Genomic DNA, 20,136 nt, shown 5'->3' on the forward strand with positions numbered 1-20,136 from the left:
GGTGTCTCCCCTCGGTTTGAGTATGGCGGTCTGGTGCCGCTTTTGATGATTAGTGGTTAGGCTAGCCCTTCTACCGCAATTGTCGAGGTCTGTCGCTAGGTCAGTTGCCCGCCAATGTGCCGGATCGTTCGGCTACACCGCTGAGCGCGGTGAGATCGGCCTGCGCGGCGTCGATCGCCTGCGCAATGGCCGATTTCCATTCAGCGAGATTGCCTGCCGATGCGGCGCCGTCCGGGAAGTTCACGGACCGGGAGGTATTCACCACGCCGCCCTCAAGGTGATTGCCGCGCCTGACAAAACCGGCCAGCGCATCCTGCGCGCCGCTGCCTTGCGCGCCGTAACCGGGCACGAGGAACAGGCACTTCGGCGCCAGCTGCCGCAACTTGCGCGCCTCATCGGGCCCAGTTGCACCCGCGACGAGCATGAGGCTGGACCAGCCGTCCGCACCTTCAAGTCGCTGGATCGCGGGCTGAAGGGCCTCCACGACACGCGCATAGAGGGGCGCACCGCCCATGTCCTGCATCTGGAAATCCGCCGATCCGGGATTGGACGTACGCGTCAGCACGACCACGCCCTTGCCATTGGATTCCGCCGCCGACAGGAACGGTTCCAACGTGTCGATCCCCATATAGGGGTTTACGGTGACGGCATCACAGGGAAACGGGGCGGCCTTGCCAAGATAGGCCTGGGCATACCCTTCCGCGGTCGATCCTATATCGCCGCGCTTGGCATCTGCGATCACGATCAGGCCCGCATTGCGCGCCGCTTCGCACACAATCTGCAGTGCGCGCATGCCGTCGGGACCGAGACGCTCGAACAGGCCAACTTGCGGCTTGATGATTCCGGCCCGGCCGACAACCTGTGCGATGATGGCTTCACCCCAGCGCGCCAGCCCGTCTGGCGTGTCACCGCCGAACAGAGCGGGCACACGTCCGGCATGCGGATCAATTCCCACACAGAGCGGGCCCAGTGTGCGGGCGGCGGTGATCAGGCGGCTAGCAAAATCGCTCATGGCCGCACCTGGCAGGCAACCTTCACTACCTGAAGCCGGCGGCGGACATTGTCAGATTGCGGCCCGTAAGTGTTCACCGTAAACGCCTCATGGGGACCTTCAACGGTCGACACATCCAGACTGGTGAGGAACGCCTCAACGGAGGACGGCGCAGCGGTGTATATCCGGCCCCGGCGCGGGCTTTCAGCAACGATGACGCCGCGTACGCCGCCATCCTTGTCGAAGACAGGACCGCCAGAGATGCCGCCAAGCGTACCGATGAGGCCTTGGGTGCGCCCGATTTCGGCCCAGGCGAGGATCGGCTCGGCGCCATCGCGACGTCCGCGTGTGATGAGCTTGGATCGCGACAGAAGCTTGGTCGCCACTTCACCCGGCCGGCCTTGCGGATAGCCGACATGATAGCCTTCGTCGCCGACGCGCAGCGGCGCACCGAGAGCGAGCTTCACTGAAGCCGGGCTACGGCCGGTCGAAATGAGGGCAAGGTCATGGTCGGGATCAACCGTAACGCTTGCAGCCGGGACATATTGGTCGGGCGCCACCAGCAGGCCAACGCTGTTACAGCCTTCAACGACATGACGCGCCGTAATCCAGTCACCGGAATTATTGACTGCAAAAGCCGTGCCGATACCATCCTTCGGGGAGTCAACCTGGACCAGTATCTGCTCATCGAGGATGGAGGGCGGCGGCAATGTCGGGCCGTCCGATTCGAGCACTGTAGGAGGCGATTCAGGCGCATCAGCGTTGTTCTCGTTGGCAAACAACGTCCAGACCACGGCGCTGAATACCAGAAGATAAAGGACCCAATCAAACGACCTCATTTGTGCGTGCGTCTCCTCAACTCAAAACCTTTGCAGGGCCGGGTCCCACAATCCGGCCGCCAGAATCAGCGCCGACGAAATCTTTGCGGCAATCAGCACAATCGCCGCGCCAGCCTGATCCTGCTCGATCCGCTGCGGAATGTCGCGCAGCAAAACGTCCACGAGCCGGTAAACGATCAACTGGAGCAACAGGGCAATCACGCCCCATATCAAGAGGTCGAACAAGGACACACTCGATGCCAGCGTCGACGCGATGGGTATTGCGAGTCCCGTAATCGCACCTGCCAGCGCCAAACCCGCAGAGGCGTTGCCGCCTTTTACGAGTGCAAGTTCTTTCCATGGCGTCAGCAACACGTAGATAGTGCTTGCGACAACCAACATAGCACCTGCAGATGCAGTCCAGATCAGGAAGCGCGGAAACGCCTCTACAAAAGCACCAATTTCACCGTCCATTGAACCCGCCTATCTTGAACACATATTGTCCGAGGCCCTCCCGAGGCCGCCCTTATACCTAAACACAGCGCGCCTGCGCCTCAAGGAGACATCATCATGCTGAGCGGAAAAACTGCACTCGTCACCGGCTCGACGAGCGGTATCGGAATGGCGATTGCGACCCGCCTTGCACGCGAAGGATGCAATGTCGTACTCAACGGATTCGGGGACGAAGCCGCGATTGAAGCAGAGCGGGCCGGTCTGGCTAAAGAATTCGGGGTAAAGGTCGGCTATTCGGGCGCTGATCTCACCAACCCAGACGCGATTGAAGGTATGATGGGCTATGTCGCCCGCGATTTCGGCGGTGCAGATATCCTCGTCAACAATGCAGGCGTTCAATATGTCGCGCCAATCGAGGACTTTCCCGTTGCAAAGTGGGATCTCATTATCGCGCTCAACCTGACTGCCGCGTTTCACACGACGCGCATGGCGCTTCCCGGGATGAAGGAAAAAGGCTGGGGCCGTATCCTCAATACAGGCAGCGCCCATGCCAAGGTCGCCTCTCCCTTCAAGTCCGCCTATGTCACGGCCAAGCACGGCCTGGCCGGCCTGACCAAGGTGACGGCCCTCGAAGGCGCGAAACATGGTGTGCGCTGCAACCTGATTTGCCCCGGCTATGTCCATACGCCGCTGGTCGACGGCCAGATCGCCGATACCGCCAAGGCGCGCGGGATGACCCGGGAACAAGTGATCAAAGACGTGATCCTCGAGGCCCAACCCACCAAGGAATTCGTCACGGTGGAGCAGATAGCAGGCTTTGCCGCCTTCCTGTGCTCGCCGGACGCCGACCAGATAAATGGCGCGGAACTGTCGATTGATGGCGGCTGGACGGCCGAATAGGCGTCAGCCGCTACTCTTGCAGAACTTCAGTCAGGCACGCGGCGATCGTTTCGCTGGTGTCTTCGTGCGTGAAGAAGGTCTTCAGCTTCCAGTCCGCATCCATCAGATAGAGCAGGCTCGTATGGTCCATCGTGTAACCGGCTGAACTGCTGTCATCGTCGATGCGCGAATAGTCGGCGATGAAGGAATCGGCTGCAGCGCGGACCTGGTCTTTGGTGCCCGTCAGGCCGACCAGATTGTCGGGAAACGCAGCGGTTGTTACGTATTGGGCGAGCGTTTCGGGCGTGTCGCGTGCGGGATCGACCGAGATCAGGAGGGTCTGGGGCGGCGCCATGCCTTCCGGCAGCATCTTGTAGGCGCGCGCGATGCTGACCAGCGTCATCGGGCAGACGTCCGGACAATAGGTAAATCCGAAATAAATCAAGGTCGCACGGCCTTTGAACGTGTCCTCGGTGACCGTTTCGCCGGTGTGCGAGACGAGCGAGATGGGCCCGCCGATCTCCGGATAGGCGCGACTGAGGCACCCGGATTTGACCCCGCCGGAGCGAGGCGCTGCGGGTGCCGCGGCGGTGTCGGACGAGGGTGCTGAGGGGGAGCAGGCGGTGGCGGCAAGGGTGCCGAACACGACGAGGAGGGTGCGGAAAGGGAACATGGTAGCGATATGCCGGGAATGCCCCGCTTGGCGCAAGCGTCACGCTGCCGCATAAGCAGTTTCATGGACGATATTACGCGAGATTCCCGGTATGCGTTGGACGACGCCGTGTTCACGCTGGCGCCCGAGGGGCTTGGCTCGGCGCAATCGGCGCTGGGACGGACGCGGCTGCGCACATTCATCACGCTGCGCTGGCTGGCCGTGGCCGGGCAGACGGCGGCCGTGCTGTTCGTTGCCTTCGTGCTGGGCTTTGAAGTGCCACTGGCGCTGTGCCTGGCGATCATTGCCGCGTCGGCCTGGCTCAATGTGTTCCTTGCTTTTGCCTTCCAGAGCCAGCGCCTGACGCGCGGCTGGGAGGCGAGCCTGCAACTGGCCTTCGACACGCTGCAACTGGCGGCGCTGATCACGGTGACCGGCGGCCTGTCCAACCCCTTCCTGCTGATGCTGCTGGCGCCGGTGACCGTTGCGGCCCTGTCTGTCTCGCAGGCGCGCGCGACGATGGTTGCCGTCCTGGCGCTCGCCTCGGCGGCGATGATGCCGTTCTTCTCGCTGCCTTTGCCCTGGGTGGGCGGGGAGGCGATCAGCCTGCCTCCGCTCTTCCAGTGGGGCCAGTTCACGGCCCTCGTCGTGGGCCTCGTGTTCTTTTCCCTGTCGGCGGTCCGGGTCAGCCAGGATGAAGCCCGGCTGGTGCGAGCACTTGATGCGGCTAGTGTGGTGATGGCGCGCGAACAGAAGCTGTCGGCGCTTGGCGCCATGTCGGCGATGACGACGCATGAACTTGGCACGCCGCTGGCCACGATTCACCTCGTGTCCAAGGAACTGCTCGCGGAAATCGGGGCGGATGATCCCCATAGCGAAGACATCCGCCTGATTGCCGAGCAGGCAGACCGTTGCCGCGCGATCCTCGCCACCATCCGCGAAGCGCGTGAAGCGACGGATATCGTGCATGCGCTGATGCCGCTCGACGCGCTGGTCGAAGAGGCCGCTGCGCCATTCAAGGGGCTGGGCGTCGACCTAGTCGTGCGCGCGGTGCCCGGCGAAGGCGGCGAAGCCAAGGCGCCGATCCTCAATCGCAGCCCGGAAATCCTGCACGCGCTGGGCGCCTTTATCGAGAACGCGGTCAGCTTTGCCGATACGCGCGTGACGGCGGTTGCATCATGGACCGAAGAGCAGGTGATCATCACGATCACAGACGACGGACCGGGATTTGCCGCTGAAGTGATGCCAAAACTCGGCGAGCCCTACGTCTCCCAGCGCAGCGAAGCCCAGCTCGGCGGCGGCGACATGGGACTGGGCTTTTTCATCGCGAAAACGCTGATCGAACGCACGGGCGGACGCATTGCGACGCGCAACCGGATACCGCCGAAACGCGGCGCGGTCGTGCAGGCGCTCTGGCCAAGAGCAGCGCTGGAGGCTTCTAAATTGGCCTAGGCCGTGCAATGGGCCTATATAGAAATGGAATCATGAGAAGGAATGGGGCTATGGACCGCCCGGTGACTGTAAACATGCACGAAAGCCTCAAGGATGTGGAAGACCGTTCCTGCCTTGTGATGGATGATGACGGCCCGTTTGTTCAACGCATGGCGCGCGCCCTGGCCCAGCGCGGCTTCATCGTTTCCGCCGTTTCGACCGTCAGCGAAGGCAAGGATATTGCCCGCCTGAACCCGCCCGCCTTTGCCGTGCTGGACCTGCGCCTCGAAGACGGCAGTGGCCTCGACGTGGTCGACGTGCTTCACAAGCATCGCCCGGATGCGCGCGCCGTGATCCTGACCGGCTATGGCGCGATTGCGACGGCCGTTGCCGCCGTGAAGGCCGGCGCTGTCGATTACCTGTCGAAGCCGGCCGATGTCGACGACATCGTCCGCGCGCTCACCGCCACCAAGGACGAGAAACCGGCCCCGCCGGAAAACCCGATGTCGGCTGACCGGGTGCGCTGGGAACATATCCAGCGCGTCTATGAGCTGTGCAATCACAATGTCTCGGAGACGGCCCGGCGCCTGAACATGCATCGCCGGACCCTGCAGCGCATCCTGGCGAAACGCGCCCCGCGCTAAAGTCCAAGCCCACGGATGGCGCAAAAAACGTGACTGCAGCGTCACTTTATCTGTAACAAATGCAACAGTTGCAAACGATTCTCGCTTCGCCTAAGCGCGGCGGATGAAATCTTCCCGTGCCCTCCCCGCCTCGCTCCTGATTGCCTCATTTGCCGCCCCGGCTTTCGCCGAAACGGGCGACGCGCCAAGGCGCCTGGACCCGGTTGTCACGACCGCCACACCAAGTGCCGCGCCGCTGACCGACATTCCGATGTCCGTCAGCGTGATCGACGCCGGTGCGCTCAAGTTGGCGGATGCCTTCCTCGGGGCAGAAGACATTACCGACCTGCTGACCGGCGTCGACGCCGCCGTCGCCAACGGCACACAAGTGGCCTTCCAGATCCGCGGAATTGGCGCGGTAGACCATCAGGCGCTGACGCCGACGGCAGCGGCGGTCTATTCCGACGGTGTCTATCTGGCGACCAATGTGCAGACCGGCCTGATGCTGTATGACCTCGACCGGATCGAGGTGCTGAAAGGTCCGCAAGGTACGCTCTATGGCCGCAACGCATCTGGCGGAGCGATCAATTTCATCACCGCAAGACCGGACCCGGACCAGGCACGCTATGTTCGCGCCGGCTATGGCAATTTCAACCGCGTGGACCTTGGCGGCGCCTACGGGAACGCTTTGGAGAACGGCTTCAGCTATCGTCTTGCCGGGCGGTATCTGTCGCGTGACGCTGCCCTCGACAATACGGCTGGCCCGGCAGATGCGGGCGGCGTGCGCGACGAGTTCGGCCTGCGCCTCGGCCTCCTCTGGGAGAATGCTGGCGGCGGCGAACTGCTGGTGCGCACACATTACGAGGAAGACAATGGCGTCAACACCACGCCGCGCAATGACAGCCTTGACCTGGGCGATCATGAAATCGCGGTGGCTGGAGACGGCCTGCAGGACACGGATAATGCCTTCTATGGCGTGTCGGCCGAATACAGCCGCGCATTCGGGCGCTGGGACCTCACTTCGCTGACGGCTTTTGAAGGGTATGCGCAGCAATACGGCTTTGACTTTGATGGCGCCGTGGCCCTGTTCGGAAATCGCCGTTTCAATGCGAACCTCGCGTATGATAGGTCGTTCCGTCAGTATTCGCAGGAACTCCGCCTGCAGACGGACTGGGTCGGTGGGCACACGCTGATCGGCCTCAGCGGGTCGGTCGATGACTTCAGCCAGACCTACACGATCTGGTGCGGTGTGCTGGACCCCGCAACCCTGCTGGGCACGTGCCCCTATGTGGGAGCAGGCAGCCGCGCCGGGCCAGCACCCGTGTCGCCCGGCACCGCGATGACCCTGGTCACCGACATCAACCAGTCACGCACGGCGCTCGCCGCCTTCACGCATAATGAATTCGACCTGACTGAGCGCCTGGCGGCCACGCTCGGCCTGCGCTTGACCGATGAGCGGATCGAAGGGCATGGCAGCGGGCGGCATGTCTTTGATGACGGCACGGTCGGTTACAATAATGTCGGCGGCTTGGGCCTTGCCTTCGGATCGAACGCAATCGATGAGACACGCCTCAGCGGGAACGCCGCGCTGTCTTATGATGTCGGGCCCGGGCAGGCCTATGCGTCCATCTCGAACAGCTACAAGTCGGGCGGCTTCAATGGCGAGGTGCAGAACAATGCCACGCATTTTACCGACGAAGGCCTGTTCGATGCGGAAGCCGTGACGGCGTATGAGCTTGGCTACAAGGCGCGCCCCACGGACACGCTGAGCTGGAGCCTTGCTGCGTTCTGGCAGGATTATGATGCGCCGCAGGCACGGATTTTCGTGAGCTTCGCGCTGCCGGACGGTTCGAGCATCACGTCGAACTCATTGTCGAACCTCGATGCGGCCACGGTCTATGGCGCAGAGGCCGACATGACCTGGCGGCCAGTTGACGGCCTGACGCTGGACGCCGGACTAACCCTGCTGGATACGGAGATCGACCAAGCAACGAATATTGGCGGCAACGCCGCAGCGTTTGACGGCAATCCCCTGCCCTTTGCGCCGGACGTGTCAGCCACGCTGGGCGGCCGGTATGAATTCGCGCTGACGCCGGGCGTGGACGCGAGCCTCGCGGCCCATGCGAAATATCGCGGCGACTATTATCTCGACCCGGAAGGCCTTGAGACGCGGATGCAGGCCGGCTTCACCACATTGCAGGCCGAGGCGGCGTTCCAGTTTGCTGGCACGGGTCTTGGCGTCACGATCTGGGGGCGCAACCTGACCAATGAAGACTATGCGCTCTCGGGCTATGGCTTCATCGGCTACAATACGTTTCGGTCGGACCCGCGCACCTTTGGTGTGCGGCTGGATTACAGCTTCTAGCTTGTCGGCTTCATCGGCGCCATTGCGCCGACGACCATCGCTTCCGTGCCGAGCTTGACCGAAGCCTCGGGGTCGATCTTGAAGAAGGGCGAATGGTGCGACGGCGCAGTTTTAACGTCGGCTTCGGGTGTGCCGCCGACATTGAAATAGACGCCTTTGACGCCGGTTTCCCGCGTGACGAAATAGGCGAAGTCTTCGGCGCCCATGCCGCCGCGTGGCTGTTCAAACAGCGTGCCTTCCGGCAGTGAGGCCGTGAATGCGTCGCGCAGGAGCTGGGCCGTGTCGGCGTCGTTGATCGTGGGCGGTGTCGATTCCGTTTGGGAGCGCACGACTTCCGGCACGCCCATCGCGATGGCAACGCCCCGTGCGACCCGGTCTATCCCGTCGAGCAATTGTATCCGCACCTCAGGGTCATCGGACCGGACGGTCAGCTGCATCTCGACCTTGTCGCCGATGATGTTGGGCTTGGCCCCGCCATGGATTGCGCCGACCGTAGTGACGCCGGGATCCAGCGGCGCAATCGAACGCGACACGACCGACTGTAGTGACACGACAATCTGGGACGCCACGAGCTCCGGGTCGATGTCCAAGTGCGGGCAGGCCCCATGCGTGCCGACGCCATGGACGACAATGTCCACGCTGTCAGAGCTGGACTGCACGATATCGAGCGGCAGCAGGATACGTCAGGTCGGCACGTCGGCCGCAACGTGGAAGGCGATGGCGTAATCAGGCTTGGGAAAGCGGGTATAAAGGCCGTCATCCATCATGGCGTGAGCGCCGCCGGTACGTTCTTCAGCCGGTTGGCCAACAAGAACAAGTGTGCCGGACCATTCGTCCTTGCGGGCAGCCAGCTGTTTCGCGGCGCCGACAAGGGACGTGACGTGCACATCGTGCCCGCAAGCATGCATCACCGGTTTTTCAATGCCGTCGATATCGACCTGCTTGACCGTGGACGCATAAGCGAGACCGCTGTCTTCGAGAAGCGGCAGGCCGTCGATGTCGGCGCGAATCAGGGATGCCGCCAAGGCCAAGGATTCCAATTTCATGTGCTGTCTCCCCAATTCCGGCGACAGGCTAGGCGCCGCATTCGGGCCCGTAAATCATTGATCCTTATTCCCCGGGACACCCGCCTGTATCAAAACGGATGGCGCGGAAATTGACCGGGTCTCCATTTGAATAGTTCAGCGCGTAGTGCGGCTGGGACTCGGTGACGCAGAGATTCAGCTTTTCTGCTTCGGCGCGCAGCGTAGCCACCGTATCCGCGATTGCGGGATCGGCTTTCCTGTCCTCGAAATTGACGAGATAGACGACCGGATAGGCGGAGGGGTCCGTCGGCAGTTCGAGCGGGGTTTCCGGCGGGTGCAGGTTCTGCGTGCCGAGCGTGAGGATATAGCTCGGTTCTGCATAGCCAAGCGCGAGGATGCGCTCGGGCGCGATCGTATTGCAATTGGCATCGTCGCCTGGCACGCCGCAGACGTCTTCAAGCGCGGCGCGGGCGGTTTCGGTCGGCTGGAGCCAGACCTGGCTTGGCAGCATGAAGATGCGGATATGCCAGCCGATAGCAATGCTGGCGGCAATGGCGAACAGCATTGCCAGTCCGTCCCGGCGCCGGGCAAACTCGATAATGGCCAGTCCAACAAGCACGAAGCCGAGCCACCAGAGCCAGAGCGGAAAGCTGCGATAGGACGTCCATGCCTCAAGCACCTGGCTGGAGGCGGCTGTGGTGAAATCCGCGGCGGTTTCTTCCATGAAGAAGATCGCGACGCCGGGGAATGAGACGGCAAGCAACAGGATCGCGCCGACGGCAAACAGGGTGAGCGAAATCCAGCGGCTGACCGGCATGCGCTTGCCTTCCATCAGCTGGACCGTTGCGTAGCCGCAGAGCAGGCCGATAGCCGGATAAGCGGGCAGGATATAATGGCTGAGCAGCGTGGGCATGAGTTCGAAGAAGGCGTAGGTGAGCGCCGCCCAGGCTACGAGGAAGCGGATGGCGCGGGTCTCGTCTGTCAGGCCGTCTATGCCGATCGGCCAGCGGTGTTTCCAGTCGTCGCGGCCCGAGATGTACCAGAAGACACCGAGCAGGACTGCCGGGAAGGCCGGCAGGGTTTTCAGCGTGGACAGTGTCGTCAGGGTCTTGGCGACAAGGCCTGTGCCTTCAGGGCGCGGCAAGTGGGGCAGAGCGAACAGGAGCACTGTGAGGAACGCGAACACGAATGCGGTAATCAGCGCCGAGTCGCGCAGCCATTTCCAGCCGAGATCGCCGCGCGGCTTGAGCCGCTGCCAGGCGGCGACGCAGCCCGGCACAAGCATCAGCGTGGCCGGGAAGAACCAGGCCGGCATGTGCGTCAGGTGGTAGAAGGGCCAGCCGCCATGGCCTTCGGAAGCGCCGGTGAACTTGTCTTTCAAGTCCTTGCCGACGGCGCCCTTGATAAACTCGCCATTGGTCGCCGCCTGTATCCAAAGGAACCAGGGCAGGACGAGGGCGACGAAAATCGCCGGGCCGGGCCACCAGAGGAGGACGCGCCACCAGTCGCCGCCCTTGCCGCCGGCTGCCTTGGTCCAGACCCATGCGCCGATGCCGGCATAGGCCGCGACCATCGGGCCGACAGGCCCCTTGATGAGGAAGACAAGCCCCATCGCGGTCCAGAACAGCAGCGCCATGCGTTTGGACTGGTCCTTATTCATGTAGAGACGCGCGAGCGCACCGATGCTCAACGTGGTCAGGAAGACGAGCATGCCATCCGTCTTGGAGATGTGCGCCTCGCTAGTGAGCAACAACGTCGTGCCGAACAATGCAGCACCGACGAAACTCGCGCGTCGCCCGATCAGCGGCATGCCGCACCAGAAGCAGGCAAGCGTGGCCAGGGCCGCACCGAGCCAGCTGGGTACGCGGTAGGTCCATATCTGCTTGGCGTCTGCGCCGGTGAACAGGGCTGTCGAGCCAGCCTGCAGCCAGTGGATGCCCGCCGGCTTCTTGTTGCGCAGCTCGTCCTGGTAACGCAGGCGGATATAATCGCCCGATTCCAGCATCTGCTTGGACGCCTGCGCAAAGCGGCTCTCGTCACGGTCGAGCGCAGGCAGGATAAACACGCCGGGCGCGGCGGCCCCGAACGTGATCACGAAAAGCAGGACCCAGGCTTTCCAGCCGGACGAGATGCGGTCGAGAAATGTCATGGCTTTGCCTTTTAGCGGGTCGCGCAGGGCGCGTCTTGTGGTTTTGGGCAGGAATCAGGGCCAGATGAGGTAAGGTCTCGCTTTTGCGGCCCTGTCTCGTTATGAGGCGTGGTTTGTTTTCCCCGCAAGCCCGAAGGCGCGTTGATTTGGCCAGTTCCCTTGAATTCTCTGTCGTGGTGCCCGTGCACAATGAAGCCGGCAATGTCGAGTTGCTGATCGAAGAGATTGCGCGCGCCCTGGACGGCCGCGCCTTCGAGATGGTGTTTGTCGACGACGCCTCGACCGATGACACCCGCGCCGTGCTGTCTGAGCTCAAGTCACGCTTCCCGATGCTCAGGGTGCTGGGACACCGCAAGAATGCCGGGCAGAGCCGCGCGATCCGGTCGGGTATCCTAGCTGCACGGGCGCCCGTAATCGGCACACTGGACGGCGATGGACAAAACGATCCGGCCGACCTGCCGGACCTGTACCGTGCCCTGACCCGCGCCGATGCCCCCAGCGACCTGAAAATGGTCATGGGCCGCCGGGCCAGCCGCAAGGACACGCCGTGGAAACGGTTCGGATCGCGTTTCGCCAACAATATTCGCCAGCGCCTGCTGAAGGATAATTGCGATGATAGCGGGTGCGGCACCAAGGCGCTTTATCGCGACGCCTATATCTCGCTTCCCTATTTCGACCATATGCACCGTTATGTACCGGCCCTGATGCGGGCCGAGGGCTACAAGGTGGAATTCCGGGACGTGAACCACCGTCCGCGCGCCACCGGCACCTCGAACTACACCAATTTTGGCCGTCTGAACGATGCATTGTCAGACCTGCGCGGCGTGATGTGGCTGATCCGCCGCCGGCGCAATCCCGGCGGTACGGACGAGATATAGACGCCGATAGTGTCCCGGATCAAGGCGGCGCGTGTCGCGGCATCCGTCAGAGGCATGTCGATGAGCGTGACGCTCAATCTCTCATAGGCGCGGCGCGTCAGCGCGCCGAAGGGTTCCGCGTGCGTGAAATCGAGCGTGCGTTCAGCATCTGATGCGTAGATCGCCTGCCAAGCCGGAAACCAAAAAACCTTGTCCGCCCTGCCCCGCGCCGTAATCGCCCGGTCAATGGAGCCTTTATCGAGCTGCCAATAGGCGGCATAGGACCATTAGGTTCGCCAAGCCCCGGTCGAAGACGACCGGACCCGGCGCTGACAGAGCGGCGTCATGGTCGCGGACCGCCTGGTCCAGCATCAGCGCCACAAACAGGGCCGGATCCCGGTCGCCCGTGCCCTGCTCGTCCACCCGGCGCTGCGCTGCCTGCACCTGCCGGGCAGGCTCTGCCACGGTGTGGCCGGTGCCCGCCAGAAGCTGTAGCACCGTGGTTTTGCCGCTGCCGGGCGGGCCGGTAAGAATATGGAAGTCTGGCATTCTGTTCTCTCTGGAAGATAGGATATGGACCTGAAATCGCCGTGTTTGCCGCGAATAATGGGTGCCGGGCGGTGATGACCGACCGCATTGGGGAAATCCGCTCGCATCGCCGCGTGTGATACGGTAGACCCTGTGTTAACTCGACCGGATGACGGATGGTCTGAATGAGCAAGAATTCGAAGATCGCACTGGCGGGAGCAGCGATCGCAAAGCGAGAGCGTGACAAGCAGAAGAATCATGCTTCGAGCGACTCACATGAAAAGGGGAACCTGATGCGCGCAATTTTCGGAATCTTTCCGCTGCTGGTGATTCCAGTAGCTCTCTACAATCTCCTGGCCCTCGGCTTTGGCGGCGCGGTCGAGACCGTGAACGCACAGGGCGAACTGGTTCGGGCGACCAGCGCGCCCATCCTGAACCTGCTGAACGGTCCATTCATGCACCTGCCAATGATTTCCGGCGTCGACTGGATGCTGACCAAGGGAGACGCGATCCTGCTGCTGGCAATCGTGTTCCTGTTCCTCGAGATCCTGAAGTCGACCAGTACGGGCACCTCGACCATCATCAATCACGCGATCTCGATGATGCTGTTCATCGTCTGCCTGATCCAGTTCCTGCTCCTGCCGAACTTCGCGACCTCGACCTTCTTCATCCTGATGTCGATGGCCCTGCTGGACGTGCTGGCCGGTGTGGTGGTGACGATCGTGTCGGCGCGGCGCGACTTCGGGGTTGCCGGGGACCTCTAACACCCAAGACCTTGAATCCGAGACAGAGCGGCCTGCCCCACGAAAGTGCGGCGGGCCGTTTTCGTATCGGGTAAATACCCCGCCCTGTGTCCAGCATGCTCTGCGCGGCATCAAAGGTCTCGCCAGACCCGGAACGTTCCGGGTGTCGCCTCGTTGACGTGGAGGAAAAGGAGAGCCGCCATGACCAGGACAGTCCTGCCTGAAGAGGCACGTCGCCGTACATCGCCGGACGAGGCCGACCAGATCGAAACAGCAGCCCGCCGGCGGCGCAAGCAAATGCTGCCCGGAGAGGGACCGCACGCGCCTGACAAGGACGTGCCGGTCGACCATTTCAAAGGCAGCGACGAGACCATAATTCTCGGCCCAGCGCCCGATGTCGCCAGCTATACCACACCAGAAGTGCATGATGAGCTAGCGGCTACGCCTGACAAGGGCGAGCACAAGGCGACGGGCACCTACCAAACGCCATCGCCTGACTAGAAGCCGAACTATTCGGGCGACACGTCGCGCCGAGTCCGGCATCCCGGTAAAGGGCCCTTGGCTAGTCTTTCTTCGTGAGGTCGGCGAGCTGGTCCTGGATGGCCTGCATCTGGGCCTGCATGGCCGCGAGTGCCTCGGCCTGGAAGTCGAGTATCGGGTTGGCCGAGGTCGATTTCTCGGTTTGGGACGCTTTGTAGAGCGTCGGCATGAACATTTTCATGCCCTGTTCGAACATGGCCATGTTGCGTTTGGCCTGTTTTTCGAAGGCCGACATGGGGTTGGCCGCCTTGCGCCATTCCTTTTGCGTGTCGGCAAAACTGTTCATCGACATGTCGAGGAAGGCCGGCAGGAAAGTCTGCGCGCCGCCGCCATAGAAGCCGATCAGCTGGCGCAGGAAATTGAGCGGCAACGCGCCTTCGCCCTTTGTTTCCTGCTCGAAAATGATCTGCGTGAGCACCTGGCGTGTTAGGTCGTCACCCGTTTTTGCGTCGCGAACCTCGAAATCCCGGCCCTCGCGGACAAGTTCGGACAGGTGGTCCAGCGTCACGTAGGACGAGGTGGATGTGTCGTAGAGTCGCCGATTCGCGTATTTCTTGATGATGATCGTCGAAGACGATCCATTTTGCTTGGCCATGTCCTGCCCTCTGTTCTCCAAATCGGAGAAGCAATTATTGTGCTATGCAGCAATGCTTGCACAAATTTTGCGTGTGACCAATGTCCCAGTTGAAGTCTGGCGCTCATGAAGGCTACGAGTGGACACAACTTAACGCCGGAGGAAACAGGCATGACGAAAACAGTATTGGTCACAGGGGGCACGCGAGGCATCGGGCACGCCATCAGCGTGGCGATGAAGGCCAAGGGCCACAAGGTTGCGGCCAACTATGCCGGCAATGACGAGGCGGCGAAAAAGTTCGAAGCAGACACCGGCATCAGGACGTACAAGTTTGACGTCGCCGACTATGACGCCGTCGGCAAAGGTATCGCCGCGATCGAAGCCGACCTCGGCACCATCGACATCGTGGTCAACAATGCCGGCATCACGCGCGATGCGCCATTCCACAAGATGTCGCTCGACCAGTGGCAACAGGTCATCAATGTCGACCTCACGTCGGCCTTCAACGTGACCCGCCAGGTCTGGGACGGCATGCGCGAGCGCGGCTTTGGCCGTGTGATCAACATCTCGTCGATCAACGGACAGAAGGGCCAGTTCGGCCAGGCGAACTATTCGGCTGCCAAGGCGGGCCTGATCGGCTTCACCAAGGCCCTCGCCCAGGAAGGCGCCAAAAAGGGCGTCACCGTGAACGTGGTATGCCCGGGCTATATCGATACGGAAATGCTGCAGGCGGTGCCGGAAAAGGTGCTTGAAGGCATCATTGCGTCAATTCCGGTAGGCCGTCTCGGCAAGGCTGAAGAGATCGCTTCGATGTGCGCCTATCTGGCGAGCGATGAAGCCGCCTTCATCACCGGCGCAACGATGACGGTGAACGGCGCGCAATATATCGCGGGCTAGGCTGAACGCATCATGCGCAGCAGGAAGAACCGGACCGGCCTCGCGCTGTTCGGTTTTTCTTTGCCTGAAAGTACCCTCAGGGCCGAGGTCGCCAGTCAGGCGGGGCAAGCTCGAATCCCTTGAATTCGAACCCGGGCGCGACCGTGCAACTGACTAGCGTCCATGCGCTCAGCGTTTCGGCGGTTTGCCAATGGTGAGCTGGGACTAGCACTTGCGGGCACTGGGCTGCGCGCAGGTTCGGCCCTAGCTGGAACGCTTCGACACCATTCCCGTCTGGCGGCGACAGTGTCAGGGCAAGCGGACCACCGGCATGCCAGAACCAGGCTTCGTCTGCGTCAACCCGGTGCCAGGCGGATACTTCGTCAGCCTGCAGCAGGAAGTAGATGGCGGTGGAGGCCGGTCGGTAGCCGTGCATGGCAGGGGCGCGGAAGGTTTCGGCATAGTGGCCGCCTTCCGGGTGCGGCTTCAGGCCGAGCAGCCGGATGATCTCGTTTGCGCCCAGGTCTCCGGAGATGGCGTCCATCAGAACCGGTCCTTGCGGCCGCGGATCTCGGCAAAGGTCGCCGCAGCATCGCCGGGATGGCCCATGGCGGCCTGAAGGGCAGGGTCGTCAGCGCGCAGGAAGGGATTGGTCGCCAGTTCGCGTGAGAGCTGCGTGGGGACGGTCCACTCGTTCCGGGCGCGCTTGTCGTTGATCTCGTTCACGTAAGCGGCGAGGGCTTCGTTGCCGGGATCGACCGTCACGGCGAACCGGGCATTCGAGGCAGTATATTCATGGGCGCAGTAAAGCGCGGTCTCGGGCGGCAGGCCCTTCAGCCGCGTCAGGCTTTGCCACATCATTTTCGGATTGCCTTCGAAGACACGACCGCAGCCGAGGGCAAACACGGCATCGCCGACGAACGCGACAGATTCGGTTGGCAGATGATAGGCGATATGGCCAAGCGTGTGGCCGGGAACATCGATGACCTTTGCTTCGATATTGCCGAGTTTAACTACGTCGCCGGTCTTCACCGCACGGTCGATGCCAGGAATTTTCTCCGCTTCGGCGGCAGGCCCAGTGATGGTGCACGCGGTCGCGTCCCTGATCGCAAGGTTGCCGCCCGCATGGTCAGGATGCCAGTGCGTGTTCCAGATCTGCGTGATCGTCCAGCCTTTCGCGGCGGCCTCAGCAAGGTATTTCTGCGCATCGGGCGTATCGATGGCGGCTGTTTCACCCGAGGCGGAATCATGCGCGAGGAACCCGTAATTATCGTTCAGGCAGGGAAACTGGTGTATCTGGAACATGTTTCGGGGTCTCCATTGCCGTTATGGGTAATTACAAGACCTTGATCTAACACAGGGAAGTCGATGCGTCAGGATGCCGTCACGCTACAACGATTCTATGCCTCGCCGTTAGGGAACGCGGCGTCACGCATCCTGTCGGCCAAACTGATCGACCTGTGGGGCGACGCGAACAATCTCTCGCTGCTGGGGCTAGGCTACGCGATGCCAGTGCTCGATACGTTCGGCGACCATCCAAGCCGCAGCGTGGCGGCCGTGCCATTCGATCATGGGCCGGTGCACTGGGACCCGACGGGACGGGGCAATGCCGCGGTGTCCGTGGGCGACCTGCGCCTGCCCTTTCCGGACGGCATGTTCGACCGGGTAATCGTGCTTCACGGACTTGAAGAAACGGGCGACCCGCGCGCCTACCTGCGCGAAGTCTGGCGTGTGATGTCGCCGGAAGGTCGCATCGTTCTTGCCGCCTCGAACCGCGCGGGGCTATGGGCGCGGGCAACGCGCACGCCCTTCGGTCAGGGCCGCCCGTGGAGCCGGGCCCAATTGATGAACCTACTCTCGGTCGGCCTGTTCCAGGTCACGGCCAGTTCAAGCGCTCTCTACATGCCGCCTGTTTCAACGGGTATCGTGACAGCCGCTGCCGAAGGCTGGGACGCCATCGGCCGCCTGATCACGCCCGGTCTTGGCGGAGTCGTTCTGGTCGAGGCGGTTAAAAGACTGTATGCTTCGCCCGGTGGCGGCGCTGTCGCTCCGGTTGTCGAGCGGGCGCGCATTGCCAAGCCCGCAACAGGCTCCGGGCGCAAAAGGCATTGACGCAGGCGGTGCGGCAGGTACGTTCGCAGGTGCACAAAACAGAAGGCCGGTCGACCATGAAACTCGTGACAGCAATCTTCAAGCCCAGCCGCCTTGATGCGGTGATTGACGCCCTGTCGGAAGCCGGCGCCACCGGACTGACGGTCTCGGAAGTGCGCGGCTATGGTCGCCAGCAAGGCAAGACTGAAGTCTATCGCGGCGCCGAATATGAAGTCCGCCTGCTGCCGAAGGTACGGGTCGAGGTCGCCTGCGCGGACGCGGACGTGGATCGTTTCTCGGATGCGATTATCTCCGCAGCAAACACCGGCACGATTGGTGACGGCAAAATATTCGTCCACACGGTGGACTCGGTGGTCCGGATCCGGACGGGCGAGCGCGACGAGCAGGCCCTGACCGGCTGATTGACGCCGCAGCGCCAAAGCTCATGACAAATCGCACGTTAACGCGGGCGGCGATATTTGGTCGCACGCCGAGAGCGTTCGTGCACTGGCGGACGGTAAGAACGATGGCCTAGCTTGAGGGTCAGGTTGTCTTCCATGGCACATTCATTCCACATCTCCACGCACCGGGCGCTCTCATGAGCGGGCTGTCGGCAATACTTATTGCGAACATCGCGCTGGCCCTGCTGGCGGCCCTGATCCTGTGGCACGGCTCGCAGCATCCCGAACAGCTGAGTATCGTCCGCAAGCAGTTCAGCAAATTGTCCTCGACAGATCCGGTCACTGACCTGCCCAACCGCGCATGCTTCATGACCGGCTGACCGATGCACTCAACTCGGAAGGCCCGGACTCCGCGCTCATGGTCATCGAACTCGACGGATTCAAAGTCATCAACGATACGCTGGGACATGAGACCGGCGACGAATTGTTGAGAGCCGTTGCCATGAGGATGTCGAGCTGCCTGCACCAGAGCGACCTGCTTGCCCGCGTTGGCAACGGCGAATTCGCTGCGCTGATCATGCGGGATGACGCCGAGAGCCGCGCGGCGCAAACAGCCTAATCGATCGACAAGGCAAGGGATGCTCCGTTCCACATTCGCGACGACGTTATCAACATCAAGGCCAGCATCGGTATCGCACCGACCACGAAAGGTGAATCACCCGCCACCGAAATCCTGCGCCGCGCCGATGTCGCGATGTTCGCCGCCAAGAGTGAAAAGCAGGACAGTATCCGCGTTTACTTGCCGGCAATGAATGAAGTGCTGCAATTGCGCCGCACGATCTATTCGGCGCTCGACCTGGCACTGATAAATAATCATCTCCAGCTGGTCTACCAGACCCTCGTGTGCGCCCGAACCGGCAAGGTGATGAGCGCCGAAGCGCTGATGCGTTGGCCGGGCAAGCCGGGACAGGCAGGATCGCCGGGAGTCTTCATTCCGATTGCCGAGTAAACTGGCCTGATTACGAAACTGGGCGCCTGGGCACTCGACCAGGCCATGCTGGAGATCACGCGCCAGAAGACAATTCCGATCGCGGTCAATGTTTCACCCATCCAGTTCCGCGTCGGCGGATTCGCCAACAGCGTCGAAGCGGCCCTTGAACGCCACGGTATCGACACGTCATTGCAGCATATCGAGATCACCGAAGGCGTGCTTATTTCCCATACGGGTGAAGCACAGCGGACCATGAAGCGCCTGCGCGAAATGGGCGTGCAGGTCCTGCTCGATGATTTCGGCACAGGCTATTCATCGCTGAGCTACCTGCAGCAATTCGAGTTCGACGGACTGAAGATCGACAGGGCCTTCATCCAGCAGCTTGATATCGGCCCAACGGGCCGGCAGTTGCTGAAATCCATCATCGCACTTGGCCACAGCCTCAACATGAAGGTCGTCGCCGAGGGCGTCGAAACCGAAGCCCAGGCGGCCATCCTGCAATTGCTGGCCTACGACTTCCTGCAAGGCCATGCGCTGGGCCGTCCCGAGGTGGCCGACAAGCTGCACGGGGTCACTCGCCCGGAAGAATTTCTGGGTAACCTCCATCGCAATGGCGGCTGGAGCGCGGCGAACTAGCGGTCCTTGATGTCTGACGCGGTGACCTGTTTGGCACCGTGGTGGAGCTGCAGGTTGAGCAGGACTGCCTTGGCGACCGGCAGGAGGACCAGGCACAGCCCGATCAGAACGATACACAGCGCAGCAAACGCAAACACCTTAGCGACGGCGGGAAGCGGGCTCATCGGCAGCAGGAACAGGAACGGAGCGAGCAGGATCAGCACGCCGAAGCCAACGAAGAAAGCAGGCCCGTCCGCCGTATCGGCTGCCGTCATGTCGCGTCCGCAAACGGGGCAAGCCGAATTGAGCTTCAAGTAGCCCAAGAACAGCTTCCCTTTTCCGCAATTACCGCAGCGCAAGCGCAGACCGGCCAGGATCGGCGTGGTTTTTGCCATGTCAGTCTCCGTGTTAAATTCACATGTAATGCCTCGCCGGCGCAAAACAGCCGCGCCAAACCGTCGCTGCGGTCCGTCCACCGCATCGCACCGTCCGGATTAAGTTCGTGCGACCCTTGACCTTGGCCTTCGCTTTGCA

The 20,136-nt window shown here is 62.1% G+C and carries 25 protein-coding genes and 1 pseudogene; 13 read left to right on the top strand and 13 right to left on the bottom strand.

What is annotated here, in order from left to right; genetic code table 11:
- Window positions 1–100: 100 nt before the first annotated feature.
- The 3 genes from pyrF to ACESNB_RS06750 are packed head-to-tail and all read right to left on the bottom strand — an operon-like array spanning window position 101 to window position 2,283.
- Entirely contained in the window at window positions 101–1,012 is a 912-nt protein-coding gene (pyrF, locus tag ACESNB_RS06740; RefSeq protein WP_373005600.1) for an orotidine-5'-phosphate decarboxylase, read from the bottom strand.
- Complete coding sequence (locus ACESNB_RS06745; protein WP_373005602.1) at window positions 1,009–1,830, bottom strand: trypsin-like peptidase domain-containing protein; 822 nt, start codon at window positions 1,828–1,830, stop codon at window positions 1,009–1,011. Before ACESNB_RS06745 ends, pyrF begins: the two co-directional genes overlap by 4 nt.
- Window positions 1,831–1,851: 21 nt before the next feature.
- Complete coding sequence (locus ACESNB_RS06750; protein ID WP_373005605.1) at window positions 1,852–2,283, bottom strand: DUF350 domain-containing protein; 432 nt, start codon at window positions 2,281–2,283, stop codon at window positions 1,852–1,854.
- A 96-nt stretch (window positions 2,284–2,379) separates the two neighbouring features.
- Between ACESNB_RS06750 and ACESNB_RS06755 the strand changes: the two genes are divergently transcribed.
- A complete protein-coding gene (locus ACESNB_RS06755) occupies window positions 2,380–3,162 on the top strand; it encodes a 3-hydroxybutyrate dehydrogenase (protein WP_373005607.1) in 783 nt (260 codons plus the stop codon).
- 10 nt (window positions 3,163–3,172) lie between these two features.
- On the opposite strand, the gene ACESNB_RS06760 is transcribed toward ACESNB_RS06755, so the two are convergent.
- Window positions 3,173–3,814, bottom strand: coding sequence for an SCO family protein (locus tag ACESNB_RS06760; RefSeq protein WP_373005609.1), 642 nt, complete (start codon window positions 3,812–3,814; stop codon window positions 3,173–3,175).
- Between the two features lie 63 nt (window positions 3,815–3,877).
- Between ACESNB_RS06760 and ACESNB_RS06765 the strand changes: the two genes are divergently transcribed.
- The 3 genes from ACESNB_RS06765 (at window position 3,878) to ACESNB_RS06775 (ending at window position 8,212) form a co-directional block, all read left to right on the top strand.
- Window positions 3,878–5,245, top strand: coding sequence for an ActS/PrrB/RegB family redox-sensitive histidine kinase (locus ACESNB_RS06765; RefSeq protein ID WP_373005611.1), 1,368 nt, complete (start codon window positions 3,878–3,880; stop codon window positions 5,243–5,245).
- Window positions 5,246–5,295: 50 nt separating this feature from the next.
- Complete coding sequence (locus tag ACESNB_RS06770) at window positions 5,296–5,868, top strand: ActR/PrrA/RegA family redox response regulator transcription factor (protein ID WP_373005613.1); 573 nt, start codon at window positions 5,296–5,298, stop codon at window positions 5,866–5,868.
- A gap of 103 nt (window positions 5,869–5,971) precedes the next feature.
- Window positions 5,972–8,212: a TonB-dependent receptor gene (locus ACESNB_RS06775; RefSeq protein ID WP_373005615.1), complete on the top strand. Its 2,241-nt coding sequence runs from the start codon at window positions 5,972–5,974 to the stop codon at window positions 8,210–8,212.
- Here the strand turns inward: ACESNB_RS06775 and ACESNB_RS06780 are convergent.
- From ACESNB_RS06780 to ACESNB_RS06790, 3 genes are all read right to left on the bottom strand, one after another.
- On the bottom strand, window positions 8,209–8,871 hold the full coding sequence (locus ACESNB_RS06780) for a M20 family metallopeptidase (protein WP_373005617.1): 663 nt from the start codon (window positions 8,869–8,871) through the stop codon (window positions 8,209–8,211). The genes ACESNB_RS06775 and ACESNB_RS06780 overlap by 4 nt on opposite strands.
- A 24-nt stretch (window positions 8,872–8,895) precedes the next feature.
- A complete protein-coding gene (locus ACESNB_RS06785; RefSeq protein WP_373005619.1) occupies window positions 8,896–9,258 on the bottom strand; it encodes a M20/M25/M40 family metallo-hydrolase in 363 nt (120 codons plus the stop codon).
- Between the two features lie 64 nt (window positions 9,259–9,322).
- Window positions 9,323–11,386: an ArnT family glycosyltransferase gene (locus ACESNB_RS06790; protein ID WP_373005620.1), complete on the bottom strand. Its 2,064-nt coding sequence runs from the start codon at window positions 11,384–11,386 to the stop codon at window positions 9,323–9,325.
- Between the two features lie 101 nt (window positions 11,387–11,487).
- Between ACESNB_RS06790 and ACESNB_RS06795 the strand changes: the two genes are divergently transcribed.
- Window positions 11,488–12,264 carry a glycosyltransferase family 2 protein gene (locus tag ACESNB_RS06795; RefSeq protein ID WP_373005622.1) on the top strand — a complete coding sequence of 259 codons (777 nt, stop codon included), beginning with the start codon at window positions 11,488–11,490 and terminating at the stop codon, window positions 12,262–12,264.
- Here the strand turns inward: ACESNB_RS06795 and ACESNB_RS06800 are convergent.
- Together ACESNB_RS06800 and ACESNB_RS06805 are read right to left on the bottom strand one after the other, a co-directional pair.
- The gene (locus ACESNB_RS06800; RefSeq protein ID WP_373005680.1) at window positions 12,162–12,491 is read right to left on the bottom strand and encodes a hypothetical protein; all 330 of its coding nucleotides are present in this window, start codon (window positions 12,489–12,491) and stop codon (window positions 12,162–12,164) included. The two genes, ACESNB_RS06795 and ACESNB_RS06800, sit on opposite strands and share 103 nt — an antisense overlap.
- Window positions 12,492–12,498: 7 nt before the next feature.
- Complete coding sequence (locus ACESNB_RS06805; protein WP_373005624.1) at window positions 12,499–12,792, bottom strand: AAA family ATPase; 294 nt, start codon at window positions 12,790–12,792, stop codon at window positions 12,499–12,501.
- Window positions 12,793–12,956: 164 nt separating this feature from the next.
- Here ACESNB_RS06805 and ACESNB_RS06810 point away from each other — a divergent pair, with 164 nt between their 5' ends.
- Together ACESNB_RS06810 and ACESNB_RS06815 are read left to right on the top strand one after the other, a co-directional pair.
- A complete protein-coding gene (locus ACESNB_RS06810; protein ID WP_373005626.1) occupies window positions 12,957–13,535 on the top strand; it encodes a hypothetical protein in 579 nt (192 codons plus the stop codon).
- 180 nt (window positions 13,536–13,715) lie between these two features.
- On the top strand, window positions 13,716–14,015 hold the full coding sequence (locus ACESNB_RS06815; RefSeq protein WP_373005628.1) for a hypothetical protein: 300 nt from the start codon (window positions 13,716–13,718) through the stop codon (window positions 14,013–14,015).
- A gap of 61 nt (window positions 14,016–14,076) precedes the next feature.
- Here the strand turns inward: ACESNB_RS06815 and phaR are convergent, their stop codons facing one another.
- A complete protein-coding gene (gene phaR, locus ACESNB_RS06820; protein WP_373005630.1) occupies window positions 14,077–14,649 on the bottom strand; it encodes a polyhydroxyalkanoate synthesis repressor PhaR in 573 nt (190 codons plus the stop codon).
- 150 nt (window positions 14,650–14,799) lie between these two features.
- On the opposite strand from phaR, the gene phbB reads away from it, so the two are divergent.
- On the top strand, window positions 14,800–15,525 hold the full coding sequence (gene phbB / locus ACESNB_RS06825; protein ID WP_373005632.1) for an acetoacetyl-CoA reductase: 726 nt from the start codon (window positions 14,800–14,802) through the stop codon (window positions 15,523–15,525).
- Between the two features lie 76 nt (window positions 15,526–15,601).
- On the opposite strand, the gene ACESNB_RS06830 is transcribed toward phbB, so the two are convergent.
- Both ACESNB_RS06830 and gloB read right to left on the bottom strand, forming a co-directional pair.
- Window positions 15,602–16,048: a cupin domain-containing protein gene (locus ACESNB_RS06830; protein ID WP_373005634.1), complete on the bottom strand. Its 447-nt coding sequence runs from the start codon at window positions 16,046–16,048 to the stop codon at window positions 15,602–15,604.
- Window positions 16,048–16,809 carry a hydroxyacylglutathione hydrolase gene (gene gloB / locus ACESNB_RS06835; RefSeq protein ID WP_373005636.1) on the bottom strand — a complete coding sequence of 254 codons (762 nt, stop codon included), beginning with the start codon at window positions 16,807–16,809 and terminating at the stop codon, window positions 16,048–16,050. The genes ACESNB_RS06830 and gloB overlap by 1 nt, the downstream gene beginning before the upstream one ends.
- Before the next feature lie 63 nt (window positions 16,810–16,872).
- Here gloB and ACESNB_RS06840 point away from each other — a divergent pair, with 63 nt between their 5' ends.
- From ACESNB_RS06840 to ACESNB_RS06860, 5 genes and pseudogenes are all read left to right on the top strand, one after another.
- The gene (locus ACESNB_RS06840; RefSeq protein ID WP_373005638.1) at window positions 16,873–17,616 is read left to right on the top strand and encodes a class I SAM-dependent methyltransferase; all 744 of its coding nucleotides are present in this window, start codon (window positions 16,873–16,875) and stop codon (window positions 17,614–17,616) included.
- A gap of 56 nt (window positions 17,617–17,672) precedes the next feature.
- The gene (locus ACESNB_RS06845) at window positions 17,673–18,017 is read left to right on the top strand and encodes a P-II family nitrogen regulator (protein WP_340693869.1); all 345 of its coding nucleotides are present in this window, start codon (window positions 17,673–17,675) and stop codon (window positions 18,015–18,017) included.
- A 176-nt stretch (window positions 18,018–18,193) separates the two neighbouring features.
- Window positions 18,194–18,376: a hypothetical protein gene (locus ACESNB_RS06850; RefSeq protein ID WP_373005640.1), complete on the top strand. Its 183-nt coding sequence runs from the start codon at window positions 18,194–18,196 to the stop codon at window positions 18,374–18,376.
- The gene (locus ACESNB_RS06855) at window positions 18,358–18,615 is read left to right on the top strand and encodes a diguanylate cyclase domain-containing protein (RefSeq protein WP_373005642.1); all 258 of its coding nucleotides are present in this window, start codon (window positions 18,358–18,360) and stop codon (window positions 18,613–18,615) included. The genes ACESNB_RS06850 and ACESNB_RS06855 overlap by 19 nt, the downstream gene beginning before the upstream one ends.
- A gap of 189 nt (window positions 18,616–18,804) precedes the next feature.
- A pseudogene (locus ACESNB_RS06860) lies at window positions 18,805–19,623 on the top strand (EAL domain-containing protein).
- On the opposite strand, the gene ACESNB_RS06865 reads toward ACESNB_RS06860, so the two are convergent.
- Window positions 19,620–19,997: a DUF983 domain-containing protein gene (locus ACESNB_RS06865; protein WP_373005644.1), complete on the bottom strand. Its 378-nt coding sequence runs from the start codon at window positions 19,995–19,997 to the stop codon at window positions 19,620–19,622. The pseudogene ACESNB_RS06860 and the gene ACESNB_RS06865 sit on opposite strands and share 4 nt — an antisense overlap.
- Between the last annotated feature and the right edge of the window lie 139 nt (window positions 19,998–20,136).

It is taken from the genome of Hyphomonas sp. (assembly GCF_041689225.1).
Lineage (GTDB): Bacteria > Pseudomonadota > Alphaproteobacteria > Caulobacterales > Hyphomonadaceae > Hyphomonas.